At 67.6% G+C, this 20,732-nt stretch carries 22 protein-coding genes; 14 read left to right on the top strand and 8 right to left on the bottom strand.

What is annotated here, in order from left to right:
• Positions 1-5: 5 nt before the first annotated feature.
• From ASE48_RS23280 to ASE48_RS23295, 4 genes are read right to left on the bottom strand one after another with little or no spacing between them, the layout of a single operon-like run.
• On the bottom strand, positions 6-1,520 hold the full coding sequence (locus ASE48_RS23280) for a glycoside hydrolase family 13 protein (protein ID WP_057169532.1): 1,515 nt from the start codon (positions 1,518-1,520) through the stop codon (positions 6-8).
• Entirely contained in the window at positions 1,520-1,924 is a 405-nt protein-coding gene (locus ASE48_RS23285; RefSeq protein ID WP_082614379.1) for a globin, read from the bottom strand. The genes ASE48_RS23280 and ASE48_RS23285 overlap by 1 nt, the downstream gene beginning before the upstream one ends.
• A gap of 10 nt (positions 1,925-1,934) precedes the next feature.
• Positions 1,935-2,984 carry a quercetin 2,3-dioxygenase gene (locus ASE48_RS23290; protein ID WP_057169533.1) on the bottom strand — a complete coding sequence of 350 codons (1,050 nt, stop codon included), beginning with the start codon at positions 2,982-2,984 and terminating at the stop codon, positions 1,935-1,937.
• Positions 2,981-3,898 (bottom strand): alpha/beta hydrolase, encoded by a 918-nt coding sequence (locus tag ASE48_RS23295; protein ID WP_057169534.1) that lies wholly within the window; start codon positions 3,896-3,898, stop codon positions 2,981-2,983. The genes ASE48_RS23290 and ASE48_RS23295 overlap by 4 nt, the downstream gene beginning before the upstream one ends.
• Before the next feature lie 195 nt (positions 3,899-4,093).
• On the opposite strand from ASE48_RS23295, the gene ASE48_RS23300 reads away from it, so the two are divergent.
• The 3 genes from ASE48_RS23300 to ASE48_RS23310 are packed head-to-tail and all read left to right on the top strand — an operon-like array spanning position 4,094 to position 5,457.
• A complete protein-coding gene (locus ASE48_RS23300; protein WP_057169535.1) occupies positions 4,094-4,738 on the top strand; it encodes an HNH endonuclease in 645 nt (214 codons plus the stop codon).
• Positions 4,739-4,790: 52 nt separating this feature from the next.
• Positions 4,791-4,994 (top strand): aa3-type cytochrome oxidase subunit CtaJ, encoded by a 204-nt coding sequence (gene ctaJ, locus ASE48_RS23305; protein WP_057169536.1) that lies wholly within the window; start codon positions 4,791-4,793, stop codon positions 4,992-4,994.
• Positions 4,981-5,457: a DUF5130 domain-containing protein gene (locus ASE48_RS23310; protein ID WP_057169537.1), complete on the top strand. Its 477-nt coding sequence runs from the start codon at positions 4,981-4,983 to the stop codon at positions 5,455-5,457. The genes ctaJ and ASE48_RS23310 overlap by 14 nt, the downstream gene beginning before the upstream one ends.
• Positions 5,458-5,509: 52 nt before the next feature.
• On the opposite strand, the gene ASE48_RS23315 is transcribed toward ASE48_RS23310, so the two are convergent.
• Positions 5,510-5,869, bottom strand: coding sequence for an HNH endonuclease (locus ASE48_RS23315; protein ID WP_057169538.1), 360 nt, complete (start codon positions 5,867-5,869; stop codon positions 5,510-5,512).
• A gap of 90 nt (positions 5,870-5,959) precedes the next feature.
• Positions 5,960-8,518, bottom strand: a complete 2,559-nt coding sequence (pepN, locus tag ASE48_RS23320; protein ID WP_057169991.1) for an aminopeptidase N — start codon at positions 8,516-8,518, stop codon at positions 5,960-5,962.
• 95 nt (positions 8,519-8,613) lie between these two features.
• Between pepN and ASE48_RS23325 the strand changes: the two genes are divergently transcribed.
• The 4 genes from ASE48_RS23325 to ASE48_RS23340 all read left to right on the top strand — a co-directional run bounded on the left by ASE48_RS23325 (position 8,614) and on the right by ASE48_RS23340 (position 12,220).
• A complete protein-coding gene (locus ASE48_RS23325) occupies positions 8,614-9,222 on the top strand; it encodes a mycothiol-dependent nitroreductase Rv2466c family protein (RefSeq protein WP_057169539.1) in 609 nt (202 codons plus the stop codon).
• A gap of 201 nt (positions 9,223-9,423) precedes the next feature.
• Entirely contained in the window at positions 9,424-10,821 is a 1,398-nt protein-coding gene (locus ASE48_RS23330) for a purine-cytosine permease family protein (protein WP_057169540.1), read from the top strand.
• Positions 10,822-10,832: 11 nt separating this feature from the next.
• Positions 10,833-11,264, top strand: coding sequence for a nucleoside deaminase (locus ASE48_RS23335; protein ID WP_082614380.1), 432 nt, complete (start codon positions 10,833-10,835; stop codon positions 11,262-11,264).
• Complete coding sequence (locus tag ASE48_RS23340) at positions 11,261-12,220, top strand: isopenicillin N synthase family dioxygenase (protein ID WP_057169542.1); 960 nt, start codon at positions 11,261-11,263, stop codon at positions 12,218-12,220. Before ASE48_RS23335 ends, ASE48_RS23340 begins: the two co-directional genes overlap by 4 nt.
• Before the next feature lie 3 nt (positions 12,221-12,223).
• Here the strand turns inward: ASE48_RS23340 and ASE48_RS23345 are convergent, their stop codons facing one another.
• Complete coding sequence (locus ASE48_RS23345) at positions 12,224-13,000, bottom strand: SDR family NAD(P)-dependent oxidoreductase (protein ID WP_057169543.1); 777 nt, start codon at positions 12,998-13,000, stop codon at positions 12,224-12,226.
• Positions 13,001-13,107: 107 nt separating this feature from the next.
• Between ASE48_RS23345 and ASE48_RS23350 the strand changes: the two genes are divergently transcribed.
• The 3 genes from ASE48_RS23350 (at position 13,108) to ASE48_RS23360 (ending at position 16,269) form a co-directional block, all read left to right on the top strand.
• Positions 13,108-13,752 carry a TetR/AcrR family transcriptional regulator gene (locus ASE48_RS23350; RefSeq protein WP_235571440.1) on the top strand — a complete coding sequence of 215 codons (645 nt, stop codon included), beginning with the start codon at positions 13,108-13,110 and terminating at the stop codon, positions 13,750-13,752.
• 68 nt (positions 13,753-13,820) lie between these two features.
• Entirely contained in the window at positions 13,821-15,305 is a 1,485-nt protein-coding gene (locus tag ASE48_RS23355) for an aldehyde dehydrogenase family protein (RefSeq protein WP_057169544.1), read from the top strand.
• A gap of 43 nt (positions 15,306-15,348) precedes the next feature.
• A complete protein-coding gene (locus tag ASE48_RS23360) occupies positions 15,349-16,269 on the top strand; it encodes a TIGR03619 family F420-dependent LLM class oxidoreductase (RefSeq protein ID WP_057169545.1) in 921 nt (306 codons plus the stop codon).
• A gap of 10 nt (positions 16,270-16,279) precedes the next feature.
• Here ASE48_RS23360 and ASE48_RS23365 read toward each other — a convergent pair whose 3' ends face one another.
• Complete coding sequence (locus tag ASE48_RS23365; RefSeq protein ID WP_057169546.1) at positions 16,280-17,020, bottom strand: SDR family oxidoreductase; 741 nt, start codon at positions 17,018-17,020, stop codon at positions 16,280-16,282.
• Positions 17,021-17,106: 86 nt separating this feature from the next.
• Here ASE48_RS23365 and ASE48_RS23370 point away from each other — a divergent pair, with 86 nt between their 5' ends.
• Genes ASE48_RS23370 through ASE48_RS23385 form a run of 4 tightly spaced genes read left to right on the top strand, consistent with a single transcriptional unit; the run spans position 17,107 to position 20,692 of the window.
• Entirely contained in the window at positions 17,107-17,646 is a 540-nt protein-coding gene (locus ASE48_RS23370; protein WP_057169547.1) for a TetR/AcrR family transcriptional regulator, read from the top strand.
• 33 nt (positions 17,647-17,679) lie between these two features.
• Entirely contained in the window at positions 17,680-18,159 is a 480-nt protein-coding gene (locus tag ASE48_RS23375) for a ribose-5-phosphate isomerase (RefSeq protein ID WP_057169548.1), read from the top strand.
• A gap of 2 nt (positions 18,160-18,161) precedes the next feature.
• Positions 18,162-18,956 carry an Fpg/Nei family DNA glycosylase gene (locus tag ASE48_RS23380; RefSeq protein WP_057169549.1) on the top strand — a complete coding sequence of 265 codons (795 nt, stop codon included), beginning with the start codon at positions 18,162-18,164 and terminating at the stop codon, positions 18,954-18,956.
• Positions 18,957-19,000: 44 nt separating this feature from the next.
• Entirely contained in the window at positions 19,001-20,692 is a 1,692-nt protein-coding gene (locus ASE48_RS23385; RefSeq protein WP_057169550.1) for a cation:proton antiporter, read from the top strand.
• Positions 20,693-20,732 lie beyond the last annotated feature (40 nt).

Genomic DNA, 20,732 nt, shown 5'->3' on the forward strand with positions numbered 1-20,732 from the left:
CTGAGCTACACCAACCACGCAGCGGTGTCAGGTGCCAGCTTTCCGTCCACCAGCGGCCCGCTGGTCAGCAGCACCTCGCCGTCCGGAAGCGCGATGGGCGCAGCGCCGGCGTTGAACGCGCACACCAGTCCACCGGGTCGCCGGAACACCGAATCGCTCAGCCACTCCACGGTGTTGCCGGCGAATTCGGCACGCCCGCTGCGTAACGCGATGGCCCGCCGGTAGAGCGTCAGCGTCGACCCCGGGTCGCCCCGCTGCGCCTCGACCGTGAGCGATGCCCAGTCCGCAGGCATCGGCAACCAGGTGTCCGGTGCCGAGGAGAACCCGAACGGCGGCGCAGAACCGCTCCACGGCAACGGAACCCGGCAGCCGTCACGGCCGCGTTCTATCCGGCCGGAGCGCTCCCACACCGGATCCTGCAACACGTCGTCGGGTAGCTCGACATTGGGCAGGCCCAGTTCGGCGCCGTTGTAGACGAACACCGATCCCGGCAGTGCGAGCTTCACCAGCGCCATGGCGCGTGCCCGCCGTAACCCGGCAGCGCCGCCGCCGTACCGGCTGACTTCGCGCGGCACATCGTGATTGGACAGTGTCCACGTCGGTGCCGCCCCGGCCAGTGCTGCCGCGTCCAGCGAGTTGTCGATGGCCGCCCGGATTCCCGCCGCGTCGTAATCGGTCTGTACCAGTTGGAAGTTGAAGCCCAGGTGCAGTTCGTCGGGACGCAGATATTTGGCGAACTGTTCGTTGCCGTGCACCCAGATCTCGCCGATGGTGACGGCGTCGGGATAGTCGTCGAGCACGGTGCGGATGAACCGGTGGATGTCGTGCACGGCCTCGTTGTCGAAGCGGGGGTCGTCGGCCTTGTTGCGCAACAGTTCGTTCTCGCGCAGATCCATGTCCGGCAGTGTCTGCGGCTTGGCCATCCCGTGCGCCACGTCGATGCGGAACCCGTCCACACCGCGGTCCAGCCAGAACCGCAGGGTCTTCTCGATATCCTCGAAGACCTCGGGGTGCTCCCAGTTCAGGTCGGGCTGGGCGGCGTCGAACAGGTGCAGGTACCACTGCCCGTCGTCCACCCGGGTCCAGGCCGGCCCGCCGAATATCGACACCCAGTTGTTGGGCGGCTGGTCGCCGACCCCGTCGCGGAAGATGAAGCGGTCCCGGCGTGCCGGGTCGGCCAGTGCCTCGACGAACCACGGATGCGCGGAGCTCACGTGATTGGGCACCAGATCCATGGTGAGTCGGATACCGCGGGCGTGCGCGGCCTCGACCAGCCGGTCCAGCGCGTTCAGATCACCGAACAGCGGGTCGATATCGCGGGGGTCCGAGACGTCGTAGCCGTGGTCGGCCATCGGGGACACCATCACCGGGTTGAGCCACAGGGCCTGCACCCCGAGTTCGGCCAGATAGTCCAGCCGCTCGGTGATGCCGTCGAGATCCCCGACGCCGTCACCGTTGCTGTCGGCGAACGAGCGCGGGTAGACCTGATAGAACACGGCCCGCGACCACCACGGTGTCATCAGAAAGCGGAGTTGACCATCGAATCGGCGGCCATCTGCAGGTAGTCCAGCAGGGCCCGCCGGTGGGCGTCGTCCAGGGTCGCCGAGTCGATCGAGGCGACCGCGGTGTGCATGCACCGCAGCCAGGCGTCACGTTCGAGGTAACCGATCCGGAACGGTGAGTGACGCATCCGCAGCCGCGGGTGGCCGCGCTCGTCGGAGTAGGTGCGCGGCCCGCCCCAGTACTGCTCCAGGAACAGCCGCAGCCGCTCCTCGGCGCCGTCCATATCGCCCTCGGGATACAGCGGCAGCAGGATCTCGTCGTCGCGCACCTGCTCGTAGAACCGCGCCACGATCGCGGCGAACGTGGCATGGCCTCCGACTTCGTCGTAGAACGAGCGTTGCGGCTGAGTCACCACACCCATTGTTCCCGATCTAGCCGCCACGCACCGGTGGGGGGCCGACGACTACGAGGTCGAGCTCCGCGCGGGCCCGGGCGAAACCCTCGGCGGGAAAGCCGACAGCGGTGCCCTCGGCGTGCACATACGCCTCGGTCGGGGTGTTCATGTAGTCGAAGAACTTCTCGAACACCCCGGTCGTCAACAGGCCGAGCATCTGCGTGGTGTGGCTGTCGAACGCGAAGCTGTGCACGGTGCCCGCCGGGGCGTGCACGAAGTCGCCCTTGGTGAGCAGCAGTTCCTGGCCGTTGACGTGCAGCAGGATCCGGCCTTCCAGGCAGAAGAAGTTCTCGGTGTGCTCGCGGTGGAAGTGCCGCGGAATGTAGTCGCTCTTGACGCCGATGGTGTGCAACGCGAAGTAGGTGGCATCGGTGTTGCGCGGCCGGGCCAGGAACGTGTTGAGCTGGTCCTCGCCGGCCAGACGATCACCCTCACCGGCCCGCAACACGTAGGGAGTGGCGCCGGCGGGCAGGCCCACACCGGTGACCGGAGGCAGCGACTTCTTCTCCAGATCATGGGCGCGGATGCCGAAGCGTTCGGCCGTCTCGGACTGCTGCGCGGGGGACACCCCGGCGTCGTACACGTGCGACGCCGTCTCGCGGCCCACGGACTGCGCCCACCGGTGACCGCCACCGGTCAGCCAGCTCAGGAACCGGGTGCGGTGTGCCAGCATCCGGTAGGCGTACGGGGTGCCGGCCGGGATGGTCACCGAATCCCCGGGCACCAGGTGGTGCGTCTCGCCGGGCAGCCACACCTGCAGCGCTCCGTCGGTGAGGTAGAGGAAGCGGTGCTCGTCATCGTGGGACACGAAGCCGGTCTCGGTGCCCTTGGCGCCGTAGACGTACGCCGCGCCGAACTGGCCTCCGGTGTCCTCGGGCCGGGCGATGACGGTGACGAGTTGGCCGCCGAGTTCGTAGCGCAGCCCTTCGCCGGCGGCCAGGTGGTAGGGCAGGCAGCGCCCCGGCAGTGCGTTCTGCAGCGGTGCGGCGGCCTGGACGTCATCGAGGGTGGGGATGTCGAGTGTCATGGCACGTCTTTCGATGGATGAGTTTTCAAGGTGTGGGCGAAGAAGGCTTCGATGGTGGGGAAGGAGGCGTACCGGTGCCGTGCGGTGAAAGCGCGCAACCGGGCGGTGGATCGCACCGCGGTGGGCGCCTGCGGTTCGCGTTCCAGGTGGCCCTGGTCGAGCGACTGGCCGGGTCCGAGTTCCAGGACGTCGCCCGGATTGAGGAACCCGTGACCGAACCCGTCGATCAGGTACAGCGCGGCATCGTCGCCGTTGCCTGCCAGCGCCTCGTAGAGGGCGATGCTGTGCGCCGCGGGAACCATGGTGTCCTGGAGTCCGTGCAGGATCAGGAAGGGCGGCGCGTCCGGACCCACGTGTGCGACGGGGCTCGCGTCCCGGGCGAGCAGCGGTCGTTCGGCGGCGGTGCCGCCCAGCAGATCGGCCTCGGGGCTACCCGCGCGTGCCTGGGACAGGTTGACCGGACCGTATCCGTCGACCACCGCCTGCACCGCGGATGAGACCGGCGCGGGCCCTTCTCCGGGCAGTCTGTCGACACCGGAATGCAGGCCGGCGAGTGCGGCGAGATGGCCACCGGCCGACGAGCCCCACAGCCCGATGCGGCCGGGGTCGGCGCCGAACCGGTCGGCGTGTGTCCGCAGCCAGCGCACCGCGGCCCGGACATCGTGCAACTGCCCCGGATGCCGGGTGCCCGGCGCCAGCCGGTAGTCGATACTGGCCATCACATAACCATGGACGGCGAAGTGCCGTAACAGGTCTGGACGGGCGGTGCGGTCCTGCATCCGCCATCCACCACCATGTAGCCAGACGATGACCGGCAGTCGGTCAGGTGACTGCGCCGGCCCGGTGACGTCGATGAGCAGCCCGGGGCCGAACTCATGGGTGGTTGTGCGGACGACGGTGGAAACCGTGTCCAAGGGGATGAATCCTCCGACTGCAGTGCCGGGGCCTGGGTCGCCGCCGTAGCGGTTGTAAGGCCCTTCCGTCAGTCACTGCGCTTAGCTAGCCTAACAGATTTTTCACCGGAAGTTCACCGGACTGACCAGCGAACACCGACAAAATTGCCGTGCGATCGGCCCCAAATCGTGGTGAACTGTCTTTCCGGAGGACGAATGTCGCAGCGCAAGAAAAGCCCTGCTCGACGACAGGGCTACCCATTCCCCACGGCCGTGGCCGATTCTCCCGGCGTGCACTCCTCACAAGTGCTGGAGGTTCCGCCTGCCGCCCACCAGGGTTCGGTCTGGGGGCGGCGCAGGGTGCTGCTGCTGAATTCCACCTACGAACCGCTCACCGCATTGCCCATGCGCAGGGCCGTCATCATGCTGATGTGCGGTAAAGCCGACGTCGTCCACGACGACCCGTCCGGGCCGGTCATCCATTCGGCGACCCGCACCATCGTGGTCCCGTCGGTGATCCGGCTGCGCACCTTCGTCCGGGTGCCCTACCGCGCCCGCGTCCCGATGACGCGCGCCGCGCTCATGCACCGCGACCGGTTCCGCTGCGCGTACTGCGGGCAGAAGGCCGACACCGTCGACCATGTGGTGCCGCGCAGTCGCGGTGGCGAGCACTCCTGGGAGAACTGCGTCGCGGCCTGCTCGTCGTGCAATCACCGCAAGGCCGACCGGACGCTCGCGGAGCTGGGCTGGTCGCTGCACTCGGCACCCATGCCGCCCAAGGGGCAGCACTGGCGGCTGCTGTCCTCGGTGAAGGAACTCGACCCGGCATGGGTCAGATATCTGGGCGAAGGCGCGGCGTGAACGGCGCTGCGATACGGTTTGCATCGTGAGTACAGCCCTAGCCCATGCCCTGATGGGTGGGATCCCGCTCGTGGTGTTTCTGGTACTGGCTGCGCTGGCCTACCGCCACAAGGGACCGCACCCTGAGTCCTACAAGCTCGGCGACGAGTGGACCCACGACCCGATCCTGTGGGCGGCCGATGAGCCGGCAGATCACGGCCACGGCGGCCACGGGTCGCACGTGACGGTGGGAGGTGGCGCAAGTGGCAAGTGGTAACCAGGAACTCGCAACCACCCGCACCGACGTCGAGCTGCCCTACGGCTACGCGCTGACCTACAGCGGCCGGATCTCGGGAGTCACCGAGCCCGGCGAGCTGTCGGTGCACTACCCGTTCTCGACCAAGGACCTGGTCGCTCTGGACAACGCGCTGAAGTACGGCTCGCGGTACGCGAAGGCCCGTTTCGCGGTGTTCATCGGAGATCTCGGTGCCGATACCGCGGCCACCGCCCGCGAGATCCTGGCCAAGGTCCCGACTCCGGACAACGCCGTGCTGTTCGCGGTGTCGCCGAATCAGAAGGCCATTGAGGTCGTGTACGGCGCCGACGTGAAGGGCCGTGGCATCGAGACCGCCGCACCGCTCGGCATCTCCGCCGCCCTCGGCTCGCTGCGCGACGGCAACCTCATCGACGCTCTGGTGAGCGCCATCAACGTCACCTCCGCGGCGGTCTCGCCGCGCTGACAGCTGTGCACATCGGCCCCGGTATCGCACGTCGGTACCGGGGCTGATTGCTCTACAGGACAGCCTGCGTCATCGCAGCACGGATCTCGATGTAGCGCATCAGGAAGGTGCGCTCGTCGAGGCGTTTGCGCCGCATCCAGTGCGTGACTTCCTCATTGCACTTGCTGGCGTTACACGCCGCGCACGCGGGCACCACGTTCTCGATGGTGTACCTGCCGCCGCGGGAGATCGCCATGACGCAGTCGCGCTGCATCGGCTTGTCGGTGACACCGCAGTAGGCGCACCCGTTCCAGGCGGATCTGAGTGCGGCCCACTGCTCATCGGTGAGGTCGTTGATGACGGCCTTGACCCGGCGGGTGCGCTTGCGCGCCGCGCGGGCTCTGCGACTGTTGGGCTTACCCGACACGGCCATGGCGCACAGCGTAGGCAGTCCCCGGCGAGCGACCGCGCTTGTACGCGGCGTGCGGCGTGTCGGCGCACAGACACGGTCGCCCGCGGGAAATCAGCTCACATCGAAGGCGCGGGCCCGCAGTGCGCGTTCCACGCCCGCACGCCCCTCCAGCACCAGCCGGTGCAGTGCGGGCGGCACGTCGGGTCCGGACAGGAAGGCGTCCGCGGCGTCCAGCCCGCCCTGGCTGATGTCCCAGGACGGGTAGAGCCCGATCACGACGGTCTGGGCGACCTCACTGGACCGGCGTTCCCACACGCCCGGGATGGACGCGAAGTACAGGTCCCGGAAGCGCGCGAGCAGGTTGCCCTGGCCGGGCTGTGCGAAGCCGCCGACGATCGCGCGGGTGGTGATGTTGGCCAGCGTGTCATCCTCGATCACCCGCTGCCAGGCGGCGTTCTTCACCGTCACCTGCGGGCGCGCGGCGGCCGCGGCGGCGGCGTTGCGCTTGCCGGCGGCGGTCGGGTCGCGCTCGGCCTCGGCGTCGATGAACGGGCTGTCGGTGCCGTCGGCATCGATCACCCCGGCCGCCGCCAGTGCGGTCACGATGCGCCAGCGCAGGTCGGTGTCGATGACCAGCCCGGACAGGTTGACGGCGGCGGGCTCGTTGTCCAGCAGGGTCGACAGCACCGCGATGTGGTTGGGCGCCAGCACCGAGGTGCACAGCGCGTTCACGAACGCCAGCTGGTGATCGGATCCGGGAGCCGACTCACGGGCCCGGTCCAGCAGGGCGTCACCGAAGGCCGGCCAGCCGTTCTCCTTGGCCCACTCCGGATCGGCGTAGGAGTTCAGCGCGGTCTGGGCCTGCAGCAGCAGCCGCTGCGCGACACCGACTTCGGTCTCTCCGTGGATGCCGCCGATGACCAGCGTCACGAAGTCGCGGGCCTTCATCTCGGCCTCGCGGGTCATCTCCCAGGCCGCCGACCAGGCCAGCGTGCGGGGGAGCGGGTCGGCGATGTCGGCGATGCGGGCCAGCACCGTCTGCAGGGACTGCGGATCCAGCCGCGACGAGCAGTAGGTGAGGTCGTCGTCGTTGATCAGCACGAACTGGCCGCGCGAAACACCCACCAGCGCGGGCACATCGGTGCGCGCGCCCTCGACGTCGAGTTCCTCGCGGTGCACGCGCACCAACTTGCCCGAGGCGTCCTCGTCGTAGATGCCGACGGCCAGGCGGTGCACCCGGGTCTCCCCGGCGCCCGGTGCGGCACCGGACTGCACCAGCGCGAAACGGGTGAAGGCCCCGTCGGCGTCGACGTCGAAATCGGCGCGCAGCGTGTTCAGGCCGGTGGTCTTGAGCCACTGCTGCCCCCACCCGGACAGGTCGCGGCCCGAGGACTTCTCCAGCGCGCCAAGCAGATCACCGAAGGTGGCGTTGCCGAACGCATGGTCGCGGAAGTAGTCGCGCAGGCCGGCCAGGAATGCCTCCAGCCCGACGTAGGCCACCAGCTGCTTGAGCACGCTGGCGCCCTTGGCGTAGGTGATGCCGTCGAAGTTCACCTCGACTGCGTGCAGGTCGGGGATGTCGGCGGCGACGGGGTGGGTGGACGGCAGCTGATCCTGGCGGTAGGCCCAGGACTTCTCCACGTTGGCGAACGTCGTCCAGGCCTGGGTGTACTCGGTGGCTTCGGCCTGGCACAGCACCGAGGCGAAGGTGGCGAAGGATTCGTTGAGCCACAGGTCATCCCACCATTGCATGGTGACCAGGTCGCCGAACCACATGTGCGCCATCTCGTGCAGCACGGTCTCGGCGCGGCGCTCGTAGCTGTACCGGGTGACCTTGGACCGGAAGACGTAGTCCTCCAGGAAGGTCACCGCGCCGGCGTTCTCCATGGCGCCGGCGTTGAACTCCGGCACGAACAGCTGGTCGTACTTGCCGAACGCGTATGGTTCGCCGAAGTTGCGGTGGTAGAAGCCGAAGCCCTGCTTGGTCTCGGTGAACAGCCGCTCGGCGTCCATGAACTCCGCCAGCGACGCGCGGCAGAAGATGCCCAGCGGGATGTCGCCGTGGTCGTCGGTGTAGACGTCGTCCCAGCGGGCGTACGGCCCGGCGATGAGCGCGACGAGGTAGGTGCTCATCTTCGGGGTGGTGACGAAGGTGTGCAGGCCGTCCTGCACGGATGCGGTTGCGCCGTTGGAGATCACCTGCCAGTGCTCGGGCGCCTTGACGGTGACGTCGAAGGTGGCCTTGAGGTCGGGCTGATCGAAGCAGGCGAACATCCGCTTGGCATCCGCGGTCTCGAACTGCGAGTAGAGGTACACCTCGTTGTCGACGGGGTCGACGAAGCGGTGCAGACCCTCGCCGGTGTTCGAGTACAGGCAGTCGGCGTCGATCACGAGCTCGTTGTGTTCGGCCAGTCCGCTCAGCGCAATGCCGGCGGACTCGTCGTAACCGGAGACGTCCAGCGCGCGGCCGTTGAGGGTGGCGCTGCGCACGGTGTCGGCGGCGAGGTCGATATAGGTGTCCGCGCCGGCGAGGGCGCTGAACGTCAGGGTCGTGACCGACCGGAACGTCTTCTCACCGGTGGTGAGGTCGAGGTCGATGCGGTAGTTGTCGACGGTCACCAGCGTTGCGCGTTCGGCCGCCTGGTCGCGAGTCAGATTGGGGAGAGCCACGCCGACCAACTTAGTCGCAGCCGGGGAACATATGCCGGGTGGCAACAGTTGTGCCGTTGTGGAGACTGCCCGCACGTACTGAGAGGACTCGGCTGATGGCTCAGAAGGACACCGCAGGATTCTGGTTCGACCCGCTGTGCCCGTGGTGCTGGATCACCTCGCGCTGGATCCTGGAGGTGGAGAAGGTTCGCGATATCGACGTGAACTTCCATGTCATGAGCCTGGCGGTGCTCAACGAGGGCCGCGACCTGCCGGAGAACTACCAGGAGATGATGAAGAAGGCCTGGGGTCCGGTGCGGGTGGCGATCGCCGCCGAGCAGGCCCACGGCTCGGAGATCCTGTCGCCGCTGTACACCGCGATGGGCACCCTGATCCACAACGAGGGCAACAAGGACTTCGACGAGGTCATCAAGAAGTCGCTGGAGCAGGTCGGCCTGCCCGCCGAGCTGGCCGAGGCCGCCGGCAGCGACACGTACGACGACGCGCTGCGCAAGAGCCATCACGAGGGCATGGACGCCGTCGGTGATGACGTCGGCACCCCGACCATCCACGTCAACGGTGTCGCGTTCTTCGGCCCGGTGCTCTCGCGCATCCCGCGTGGTGAAGAGGCCGGCAAGCTGTGGGATGCCTCGGTGATCTTCGCGTCCTACCCGCACTTCTTCGAACTCAAGCGCACCCGGCACGAGTCGCCCGAGTTCGACTGACCTGCCGCCCGCCGCGCCGCGACTTCGTGGCATGCGCCATCATGCCCCCGTACGCTCGGGATCGCTTGTCCACCAACGCATCACCCGGTGAACAGCATGCTTCGCCCAGGTGTACCGGGGGCGTACGGCGACGAAATCCGAAGGCGTGAAATTCGGACGTTCCGGTTGCAAGCATCTGCCGCGCGCGTCAAAGTGCTCAGAATGACAGCGGCTGAGCCCACCACCGACGGCACCTACCGGGACCGCATTGTCGCGGTCGAACCCGGCGGCAATGAATTCATCGCCGAGGCTGATCGGCACGGTCGGCCGAGCCAACTGCTGTGGACGTGGGCGTCGCCCAACCTGGAGTTCGCCACCATCTTCCTGGGCGTGCTCGCCGTCTCGTACTTCGGCATGACGTTCTGGCAGGCGGCGGCCGGCATCCTGCTCGGTGCCGGGCTCGGCGCGCTGGCGCACGCGTTCCTGTCGGCTCGCGGACCTCGCCTCGGTGTGCCGCAGATGGTGGTGGGCCGCCTGTCCTTCGGCTACAAGGGCAATGCCGTGCCCTCGACCCTGATGGCGGTGACCGCCGGCGTCGGCTGGTTCGCGACCAACAGCATCAGCGCCGCATTCGCGTTGTCGACGCTGTTCGGCATTGCGCCGCTGCTGGCGTTGCTACTGGTGGTGGCGGTGCAGACCGCCCTGGCATTCTTCGGGCACAACCTGGTGCAGGCCTTCGAGCGGTGGGCGTTCCCGGTGCTCGCGGTGATCTTCGCGATCACCTCGGTGCTGATCTTGTCCAAGGCCGATCTGGGTGCGCCGGCCGTCGAGGGCGGCGTCGGCGGACTGGGCGGATTCCTGCTGACGGTGGGCGCCACCTTCGGCTACGTCGCGGGCTGGACGCCGTACGCCGCCGATTTCAGCAGGTACCTGCCCAGCACCGTCTCGCCGGTGCGCACCGGGCTGTTCGCCGCGGCCGGACTGTTCCTGGCCAGCTCGGTGCTGGCCATCGTCGGCGCGGCCTCGGTCACCATCGTCACCGCCGCGGTCTCGGACAACCCGACCGACGTCTTCACCAGCTCGCTGCCCGGCTGGCTGGCGGCCGCGACGCTGCTGGCCATCGCGATCGGGGCCGTGGCGGCCAATGCGATCAACGTCTACTCGGCCGGGATGGCCTTCGTCACCACCGGCGTCAAACTGCCCGCCCACGTCGCGCGGGCGACGGCCACCGTGTTCTTCGGGGTGGCCGGTTTCCTGGTCGCCTGGTGGGCGCTGGCGGACGCCGCAGCCAGCTACGAGACGTTCCTGCTGCTGATCGCGTACTGGGTCGGGCCCTGGCTCGGCGTGGTGTTCGCCGATCAGTACCTGCGCCGCGGCCATCGCGTGGACGGATTCCTGTATGACCACACGTATTCCAACTGGCCGGGTCTACTGTCGTTCCTGATCGGTCTGGTGGTGTCGGTGCTGCTGTTCTGCAATCAGGAGTTATTCGTGGGATTCGTGGTCCGGGCGGTGCCCGAGCTCGGCGACATCGGGTTCTTTGTCGGGTTCGTGCTGGCCGCGGGCAGCTATCTGGTGTTGTGCCGGTCCAAGATCCAAGCGGAACGGGTGGCTTTGTGAGTCCTGAGGAAATGCTCGACGTCGCCGTCGAGGAGGCACGAAAAGGGTTGGCCGAGGGCGGGATACCGATCGGCGCGGCACTGTTCACCGCCGGCGGTGTGCTGCTCGGCAGCGGGCACAACCGTCGCGTGCAGAACGACGACCCGTCGGTGCACGGCGAGACCGACGCGTTCCGCAACGCGGGCCGCCAGCGCGACTACCGGTCGACGGTGATGGTGACGACTCTGTCGCCGTGCTGGTACTGCAGCGGCCTGGTGCGCCAGTTCAACATCGGCGCCGTCGTGATCGGCGAAGCCAAGACGTTCTCCGGCGGGCACGACTGGCTGGCCGAGAACGGCGTGCAGATCACGCTGCTCGATGATCAGCGCTGCGTGACGATGATGGAGGAGTTCATCGTGGCGCGGCCGGAACTGTGGAACGAGGACATCGGGGTGGCTGAATGAGTGCCATTGCTACCGTGGACATCTCACGCTGGTACGCCGGTGGTGACGACGCCGACGCGTTGGCGGCCGAGGTCGACGAGGGTCTGCAGCGGGCCGGATTCATCGTGGTCACCGGTCACGGTGTCGACGTGGGACTGGCCGCGCGGGTCCGGGCGGCGAGCCGGGAGTTCTTTGCGCTGCCCGACGAAGTCAAACAACGCTATTCGGTGCCGGTCGGCGGGCACGGCTGGATCGGTCCCGGCGCGGAGGCCAACGCCTACGCCGAGGGCACCGAGACCCCGCCGGATCTGAAAGAGAGTTTCAGCCTGGGCGCCGAGACTCTCACCGGTGATGCGGAGGTGGACCGTATCTGGTTCGCGCCCAACGTCTGGCCGGCCGAGGTGGCGCACCTGCAGGGCCTGGTCGACGAGTACACCACGGCCATGCGCAGGCTCTCCGATGACCTGCTCGCCTTGTTCGCCCACGCGCTGGGCCTGTCCGACAATCCGTTCGCGGCGTTGGCGAGCCGGCCCACCTGGACGATGAACATCAACCATTACCCGCCGGTGAGCGTTGTCGGAGAACCCGAGCCCGGTCAGTTCCGGATCGGCCCGCACACCGACTTCGGCACCGTCACCGTGCTGGATCGCGAGCCGGGCGCCGGTGGCCTGCAGGTGTATTCGGAGGCCGAAGGCTGGGAGGACGCGCCCTGGGAGCCCGGTGCGCTGACCGTCAATATCGGTGACCTGTTGGAGTACTGGAGCGGGCGGCGCTGGCCGTCGGGTCGGCACCGGGTGCTGCCGCCGCAGCCGCACGCCCCCGAAGAGGATCTGGTGTCGTTGATCTACTTCTACGAGGCCAACCACGATGCGATCGTCACGCCGCTGGAACCGCCGATCGGGCGGGTCTCCGGGCTGGATCCGGTGACCTCGGCCGATTTCATCAAGGAACGCCTGGACGCCATCACCGTGGCCTGACGCTCACTGGGCGAACGAGAATCCACCGTTGACCGGAATGGTCTGTCCGGTGATCCAGGCGCCGTGCCCGCTCGCCAGCATCGCCGCCAGCGGGGCGACGTCGTCGGGTGAGCCCGGGCGGCGTATGACGTAGTTGCGCAGGATCGACTGCGCCTGGGTGGAATCGGGTTCGGCCCACAGCGGCTCGGTGGCGGGGGTGCGCATGGTGCCGAGCGCGATGTTGTTGGCGGTGATCCCGTAACGCCCGTGTTCGAGCGCCACGGACCGCGTGAATCCGGCCGCGCCGGCCTTGGATGCGGCATACACGGCAGAGCTGGGATCGCCGACCCGGCCGGCATCGGAGACGATCGTGATGACGCGTCCCCATCGAGCGGCGATCATGTCCGGCAGGACGGCACGCGTGCAGTTGAGCACGCCATAGAGATTCACGCGCAGGTAGGGCTCCCAGTCGTGCGGGGCCGATTCGGCGAAGCGTCCGCGAGTGCCGAACCCGTGCGCCCCGGCATTGCCGGCATTGTTCACCAGGATGTCGACGGAGTCCGCGGCGGCGAGGGCAGCGGTCACGGCGTCGTAGTCGGTGACGTCGAAGGGTGCCGGCTGCGCTGCCCACCCCGCGTCTCGCACCTCGGTCACGACCGCATCGGCGAGGTCCGGCCGTAGATCGTTGACCAGGACCTCGGCGCCGGCTGACGCGAAGGCAAGGGCCAGGTTGCGCCCGACACCCTGGCCGGCGCCAGTGATCAGCGCGCGGTGCCCGGACAGGTCGATGTTCAGGCTCATGGGCCGGGTCTCCTCAGATCGCTGGACATTTCGCCATGACTCTACGATAGTAGAGAGATGTCGCGGTGTGACCTGGACCATATTTGGCTCAAGGCCGGTCACTTGTCATGCCGATGAACGCCGGCAGCTCGGAGGCGACCGCAGGGGTCCGGCGCAAACCCGACCCCGACTCGCGGCGCCGTGAATTATGCGATGGTGCAATCGAACTGCTGGCCGAGGACGGTGTGAAAGGGCTCAGTCACCTGAAGGTCGACCGCCGCCTGGCCCTGCCCGACGGCACGACGTCGTTCTATTTCCGGACCCGGTCGGCTCTGGTGCTCGCTCTGGCCCACCGAGTCGCCGAGCGCGATCTGGCCGAACTCACCGCTGCGACCGAGTTTCAGGCGAACGCCGCACCCGGCCCGTCGGGACTGGCCCGGCTGGTGATGGCTTCGGCGACGGGCGAGCCGTTCGCGAGGACAAAGGCCCGGTACGAACTCATGCTGCAAGCCAACCGCGATCCTGACCTGGCCGTTGTCGTGCACAGCAATTCGGAACGCTTCCTGGGTTTGATCCGTGACTTCGTCGAGCGGATGAACCCCCGGGGCGCCCACATCTCGCGGGCGGTGCTCGACCAGCAGGCCTACGTGCTGACCCAACTGATCAGCGGCATCATGCTGGCGTTCACCGCCGGCGACGACACGATCACCGGCGCCGGGGAACTCGACCGCATCATGGCCGCTGTCGTCGCGGGAGTTGCCGGCGCGCACTGAAACCTCGGAATTGCCGTACAGAAATCCGAAACCGGCTGCGGTCGGTCTGATTCAGGGAGTGGTGATCGATGAGCGGTACGACGCTGGAGACCGGAGTGCTGGCCGGTGACGGTCGGATGCTGATCGGTGGTGAACTTCAGGGCACGGCGAGCGGCGCTGTGTTCGACGTGATTCACCCGGCCAGTGAGCAGGTGGTCGGTCAGGCCGCGGACGGCACGGTCGATGACATGGCTCGCGCGGTCGAAGCGGCCCGGCGTGCCTTCGACGGGACAGAGTGGTCGCGCGATGTCGAATTCCGCTACCACTGCCTGACACAGCTGCATGCCGCGCTGAAGAACAACAGCGAACGTCTGCGCCGGATCTTGGTCACCGAGGTGGGTTGCCCGGTGACGGTGACGGGTTCGCAGATCGAGAGCCCCATCGAGGAGGTCAGGCATTGGGCCGAGTACGGCCGGGCCTTCGACTACGTGGTGGACACCGGCCTGCATGACACCCCGATGGGGCCCGCGCGCCGCCAACTGCATTACGAGCCAGTGGGTGTGGTTGGCGCCATCACGCCCTGGAATGTGCCGTTCTATCTCAACATCGCCGAGACGATGCCGGCGTTGATGGCCGGAAACACCGTGGTTCTCAAGCCGGCTCAACTCACCCCGTGGTCGGGTACCGAGCTGGGACGCATCGTCGCCGAGGAGACCGACATTCCCGCCGGGGTGTTCAACGTGGTGTCCTCGAACGCCAACGACGTCGGTGCCGCGTTGTCGGCCGACCCCTGCGTCGACATGATCACCTTCACCGGATCGACCGCCACCGGGCGGGCGGTTCTGGCTGCCGGCGCACCCACGGTGAAGAAGACCCTGCTGGAACTGGGCGGCAAATCCGCTCACATCGTGCTCGAGGACGCGGACTTCGCTTCCGCGCTGCCCATCGCTGCGATGATGGCGTGTGTGATGTCGGGCCAGTCGTGCGTGCTGCCGAGCCGGATACTCCTGCCGCGCAGTCGCTATGAGGAAGGTCTGGAAATCCTGAGGGTGTCGATGGAGAGTTTTCCGATCGGCGATCCCTGGACGCCGGGGATCATGCAAGGCCCGCAGATCAGTGCTCAGCAGCGTCAGAAGGTGCTCGGACTCATCGCCAGTGGGATCGAGTCAGGGGCGCGGCTGATCACCGGCGGGGGAATCCCGGGGAACCTGCCGGTGGGTTATTACACCGAACCGACGTTGCTTGCCGATGTCGACCCGGATTCGCGAGTGGCCCAGGAGGAGATCTTCGGCCCGGTGCTGACCGTCACGCCCTACGACACCGAGGACGAGGCCGTCGAGATCGCCAACAACTCGATCTACGGCCTGTCCGGTGAGGTGTCGAGTGGTGACGTGGACCGGGCATTGGCCGTCGCCACGCGGATCCGAACCGGCAACGTGTCGATCAACGCCAAGAGCCACTTCGGCATCAACAGCCCGTTCGGCGGCACCGGCCAGTCGGGCCTCGGCTACCGCAACGGCGCCGAGGGCTATCGCGAGTATCTGGCGATCAAAACGATCGGGCTTCCGGAATGAACGGCGTGACCGCCGCGCCCCGCCCAGGCCGGATCACGGTCGCGTGAAGTTCGCGTTCGGGTTGCCCCATACGTTGCGGATCAAGGCGATGATGCAGCCGTGGGAGGCCGGCGTCACCGGCGCGGACCAGACCCGGATGGTCAAGCTCGCCGACGACCTGGGGTACGACATGGTGGCGATCCCCGAGCATTTCGTCATCCCGCGCGAGCACGTGGAGGTGTCCGGGCCGCACTACTTTCACGCGGCTTCGGCACAGGCCTACATCGCGGGAGCCACCGAACGCATCGCGGTGAATTCCTGCATCACCATCTTGCCGCTGCAGAATCCAATCGTGCTCGGCAAGGCACTGGCCACCGCCGACTGGTTGAGCAGTGGCCGAATGATGATGTCGGTCGGCGTCGGGTGGCTCGAGGAGGAATTCGACTCCGTCGGCGTTCCGTTCCGGGAGCGGGGGCGGATCTGCGATGAGTATCTGGCGGCGATGATCGAGTTGTGGACGAGCGACACCCCGGAGTTCGACGGCAAGTACGTCGCGTTTCGCGATATCGCGTTCGAGCCCAAACCCGTTCAGCGGCCCCATATCCCGATCTGGATCGGCGGCGATGTCGAGGCGTCGTTGAAGCGCGCAGCGCGATTCGGTTCGGGCTGGTGGCCCTTTCTGAGTGACCCCGACGACATTCCCGCCCGCCTGGACTTCATCAAGTCGCAACCGACGTTCGTCGACAAGCCTTTCGATGTGATGTTTCCGGTCAAGGCTCCGCCCATCAACGGTCGCCACGAATTCACTGGTGATGCGGCCGACCGCCGCACAATGAGCGTCGATGAGATCGTGGATCGGTTGGGCAGACTTGCCGAACTGGGCGTCACCGTCAGTTCTGTGCCGCCGCAGGGGGTGCGCGATATCGAGGGCTACCTGGACTTCGCGCGCTGGGTGATCGAGGAGATCAAGCCCAGGGTCGGTTGAGGAACGATGCTCAGCCCTGGACCGTCGGCCGGATCGAGAGCTCGCCGATCTCGACCTCCCAGGGCTGATCGATGACGAACTCGACCGCCCTGGCGATCGCGTCCGGCTCGATCCCGGATGTCCCCATCGTGGCGCCGATTTCGGCGCGGATCCCCGGGTCGGTGATGGAATCGACGAATTCGGTGCGCACCACACCCGGCGAGATCGCGGTGGTCTTCAGCGTCCCGTCGGTGGACTCCTGACGGAGACCTTCCAAGAGGGTGCGCACCGCGTTCTTGGTGGCCGCGTACACCGCCATGGTCGGCACTATCTTGATTCCCGCGGTCGAGACGATGGTGACGAAGTGGCCGCGCCCCTGGTCCTCGAAAACAGGGAGGGCGGCGTCGATACCGTGCAGCACCCCGCGCAGATTGACGTCGATCATTGCGTCCCAGTCCCCGCGGCGGCGCGCGGTCATCGGGGAGATCGGGCCGATCCCGGCACTGCTGACCAACACATCGAGGCGTCCGTACTCGGATACGGAAGTCTCGACGAGCCGTTGCAGATCCTCGGCGCGGGTGACATCCACCGTCACCACACTGGCCCGGCCTCCGGCCGCGCGGATCTCTCCGGCCAGCGAGTCCAGCCGGTCGGCGCGGCGGGCTCCCAGCACGACCGCGGCCCCGCGGCTCGCGAGCCGGCGCGCCGCGGCCTCCCCGATGCCGCTGCTGGCGCCCGTTATCGCCACCACCTTGTCGACGATCGAATCCATTCGTTAGCCTCCTGAGTCGACGCGGACAATCTGTCCGTTTCCATATAAGCGGACAATTTGTCCGTTTTCAAGGTGGGGGTGGGGTCATGTCCGAGCGCACCGATGCGGCACGCAATCGGTCGGTGATCATCGAGGCCGCGCGGCAACTGATCACCGAGCCCGGAGAGCTCAAGCTCAGCGCGGTCGCCCGGCGAGCCGGCGTCGGGCAGGCCACGCTCTACCGTCATTTCGCGACCCGGGACGAGTTGGTGCGCGCGCTCTATGACGGGGAGATCGACGAGCTCGTGGCCCTCGCCTACGCACTGGTCGACGAGCACCCGCCGCGCGAGGCCCTCAAGCTGTGGTTTGCCCAGCTCGCTGACTACGCGCGGGTGAAGTTCGGGGTGATGGCCGCGGTCGAGGCCTCGGTATGGCAGGACATCGGTGCGCAAACCATGGGCAAGCTCGGCGACGCGCTCGACGCGTTGCTGGCCGCCGGTCGCCAAGCCGGGGTGCTGCGCGGGGATGTCGATTCGCGCGACGTGATCCTGCTGTCGTGGTTCCTGGCCCACGTCGACGATGACGAATGGGCGCAGCGCACCCCACGCCTGCTCGACGTGTTGCTCGACGGTTTGGCGGCTCGCTGATCGGCGTCGGGGGCGTCTGCCAGAATTACCGCCATGCGCGTCTACATCGGTGCCGACCACGCCGGATTCGAGTTCAAGAAGACCATCATCGAGCACCTCAAGAGCAACGGCCACGAGCCGATCGACTGCGGTGCCTATGTCTACGACGCCGAGGACGACTACCCGGCATTCTGCATCGACACCGCCGTCAAGACCGTCGCGGATCCGGAGAGCCTGGGCATCGTGCTGGGCGGTTCGGGCAACGGTGAGCAGATCGCCGCGAACAAGGTGCCCGGCGCCCGGTGCGCGCTGGCCTGGAGTGTGGAGACCGCGCAGCTGGCCCGCCAGCACAACAAGGCGCAGCTCATCGGTCTCGGCGGCCGGATGCACAGCGAGGAGGAGGCGCTCGCCATCGTCGACGCCTTCCTGGCCACGCCGTGGTCGGAGGCCGAACGCCACCAGCGCCGCATCGACATCCTGGCCGCCTACGAGGTCGACCACGTCGCACCGCCGGTGCCCGGCGCACCCGCCTAAACGTGCCCGAGGGGCATACCCTGCACCGGCTCGCCCGGCTGCATCAGAAGAGGTTCGGTCGTAAACCCGTCATCGTGACGAGCCCGCAACAACGATTCGCCGAGGGCGCCGAACGGGTGAGCGGCCGAGTCCTGCGGGAGTCCGACGCCTGGGGTAAGCACCTGTTCCACCACTACGACGGCGGCGCCGTCGTGCATATCCACCTCGGCCTCTACGGCAAATTCACCGAGGCGCCGCTGCCGCTCGACGAGCCCGTCGGGCAGGTCCGGATGCGGATGATCGGCACCGAGTACGGCACCGATCTGCGCGGCCCGACGGTGTGTGAGGTGATCGAGGACGTGGCCGTCGATGACATCGTGGCACGGCTGGGTCCCGACCCGCTGCGCCCGGATGCCGACCCGGCATTGGCATGGACACGAATCACCAAGTCCCGCCGGACCATCGGTGGGCTGCTGATGGACCAGAAGGTGATCGCCGGCGGCGGCAACGTGTACCGCAGCGAGCTGCTCTACCGGCACCACATCGACCCGTACCGTCCCGGCACCGATGTGTCGGCCGACGAGTTCGCCGACATGTGGACCGATCTCGTCGCGTTGATGAAGGTCGGTGTGCGCCGCGGCAAGATCGTGACGATCCGTCCCGAGGACGACCGTGGCGCACCCTCGTACGGGCGTGGCCGGCCCCGGACCTATGTCTACCGGCGCGCCGGTGACCCCTGCCGGGTGTGCGGCACGACCGTGCGTACCGCAGAACTTGAGGCGCGCAACGTGTTCTGGTGCCCTACCTGCCAGACCTGACGCGAGGTCAGCGCCAATACCGTCGACCAGGGAGAATCTTCGGAGTGGAACTCATTCTCGTCGTCGTCGGAGCCATCGTGGTGACCGCCATCGCGCATCGGCGGGGGCTGGAGCCCGCGCTGATCATCGTGGTGGTCGGCATCGCGGTCTCGTTCATGCCGGATTTCGAACCGCCGGAACTGGACTCGCACATCCTGCTGACGGTGGTCCTTCCGCCGCTGCTGTACTCGGCGGCGCTGAACTTCTCGTTCCCGACCTTCCTGCGCAACATCCGGCCCATCCTCGGTCTCGGTGTCGGACTCGTCGTGGTGAGCGCATTCACCGTGGCGCTGGTGTCCTCCTGGCTGGTGGTGGTGCCGCTGACGTTCGCGACCGCGCTGGTGCTCGGGGCCATCGTGGCACCGCCGGACGCGGTCACCGCCGTCGCCGTCGGCCGCAAACTGGGGCTGCCCAAGAAGGTGATGGCCATCCTGACGGGGGAGAGCCTGATCAACGACGCGGCCGCACTGACGTTGTTCAGCATCGCGGTGGCGCAGGTCGCCGGCAGCCACACCTTCATCGCCAACCCGTTCCTGCTCTTCACCTACAGCGCGCTGCTCGGTCCGGTGGTGGGCGCCGTGCTGGGCTACATCACGCTGTGGATCCGCAAGCGGCTGGCCAACCCCGGCCTGGAGACGGTGCAGGGGCTGGTGGTCCCGTTCGCGGCCTTCATCCTGGCCGAGGAGATCCACGCCTCGGGTGTGCTGGCCGTGGTGGTCGCCGGATTCGTGGTCGGCAACGGGACCCTGTCGGCGGGCTATCAGACCCGGCTGCAGGAGCGCTACGTCTGGAACTCGGTGGACGTGCTGCTCGAGGCGTTCGTGTTCGCCTACATCGGTCTGCACCTGCGCTTCGTGCTCGACGATCTGAACGCCGCACACGAATCGGTGATGGAGGTGCTGGTGGCCTCGACCCTCGTGCTGCTGATCGTGCTGTTCATCCGGCCGCTGTCGGTGCTGCTGATGTTCGGTCGCGGCAAGCTGTTCCGGCACGTCGAGGCGAGATGGAGTGTGCCGGTTCCCGACGGCGATGCCCGCGGCGGGCGGGGCCGCGCGTCGCGGCGCAGAGAGCCGGGCAAGTGGCGGACCAAGATCGACCGCCGCTCACTGTCCTGGCAGGAGAACGTGGTGGTGTCCTGGACCGGGATGCGCGGGGTCGTCACGCTGGCCGCCGCGGCCGCCATCCCGGTGACGACGGCGAGCGGGGAGCCGTTCCCGGAGCGGGCCACCATCCAGGCGATCGCGTTCGTGGTGGCGATCGGCACCCTGTTGATCCAGGGCTGGACGCTGCCACTGCTGATCAAACGGCTGCAGTTGTCCCGCTTCAACGACGACCACGACGCCGACCGGGCCGAGGAACTCAAGGCCGAACAGGTGGTGCACGACGCCGCCGATGAGGTGCTCGCGGAATTCCGGGCCAACCCGCCGGCCGGGATCAATCCCCAACTGGTCGCCGAGATCCGGGCCACCATCGCCCGGCACTCCCAGGATGTCGACGAGATGCCCGATCCGGAGGCGCCCACCAAGCGGGCCGAGGTGTTCTCCCGGGTTTACCGCTCGGTGCTGGCCGCCCAGCGAGCCGCGCTCATCGCCGAACGCGATGAGGGCCGAATCGAGGACGAGGCGGTACGCGCCATGCTGGAGCGCCTCGATCTGCAGGAGGCCGGCGTCAGCGCCCGGCTGGAGAGCCGTCTCTGAGGTCTGTTCGTCACCGAGGCTGACGTTTCCGCGGTCGCGA

The organism is Mycobacterium sp. Root265 (genome assembly GCF_001428895.1).
In the GTDB taxonomy this organism is placed as follows: domain Bacteria; phylum Actinomycetota; class Actinomycetes; order Mycobacteriales; family Mycobacteriaceae; genus Mycobacterium.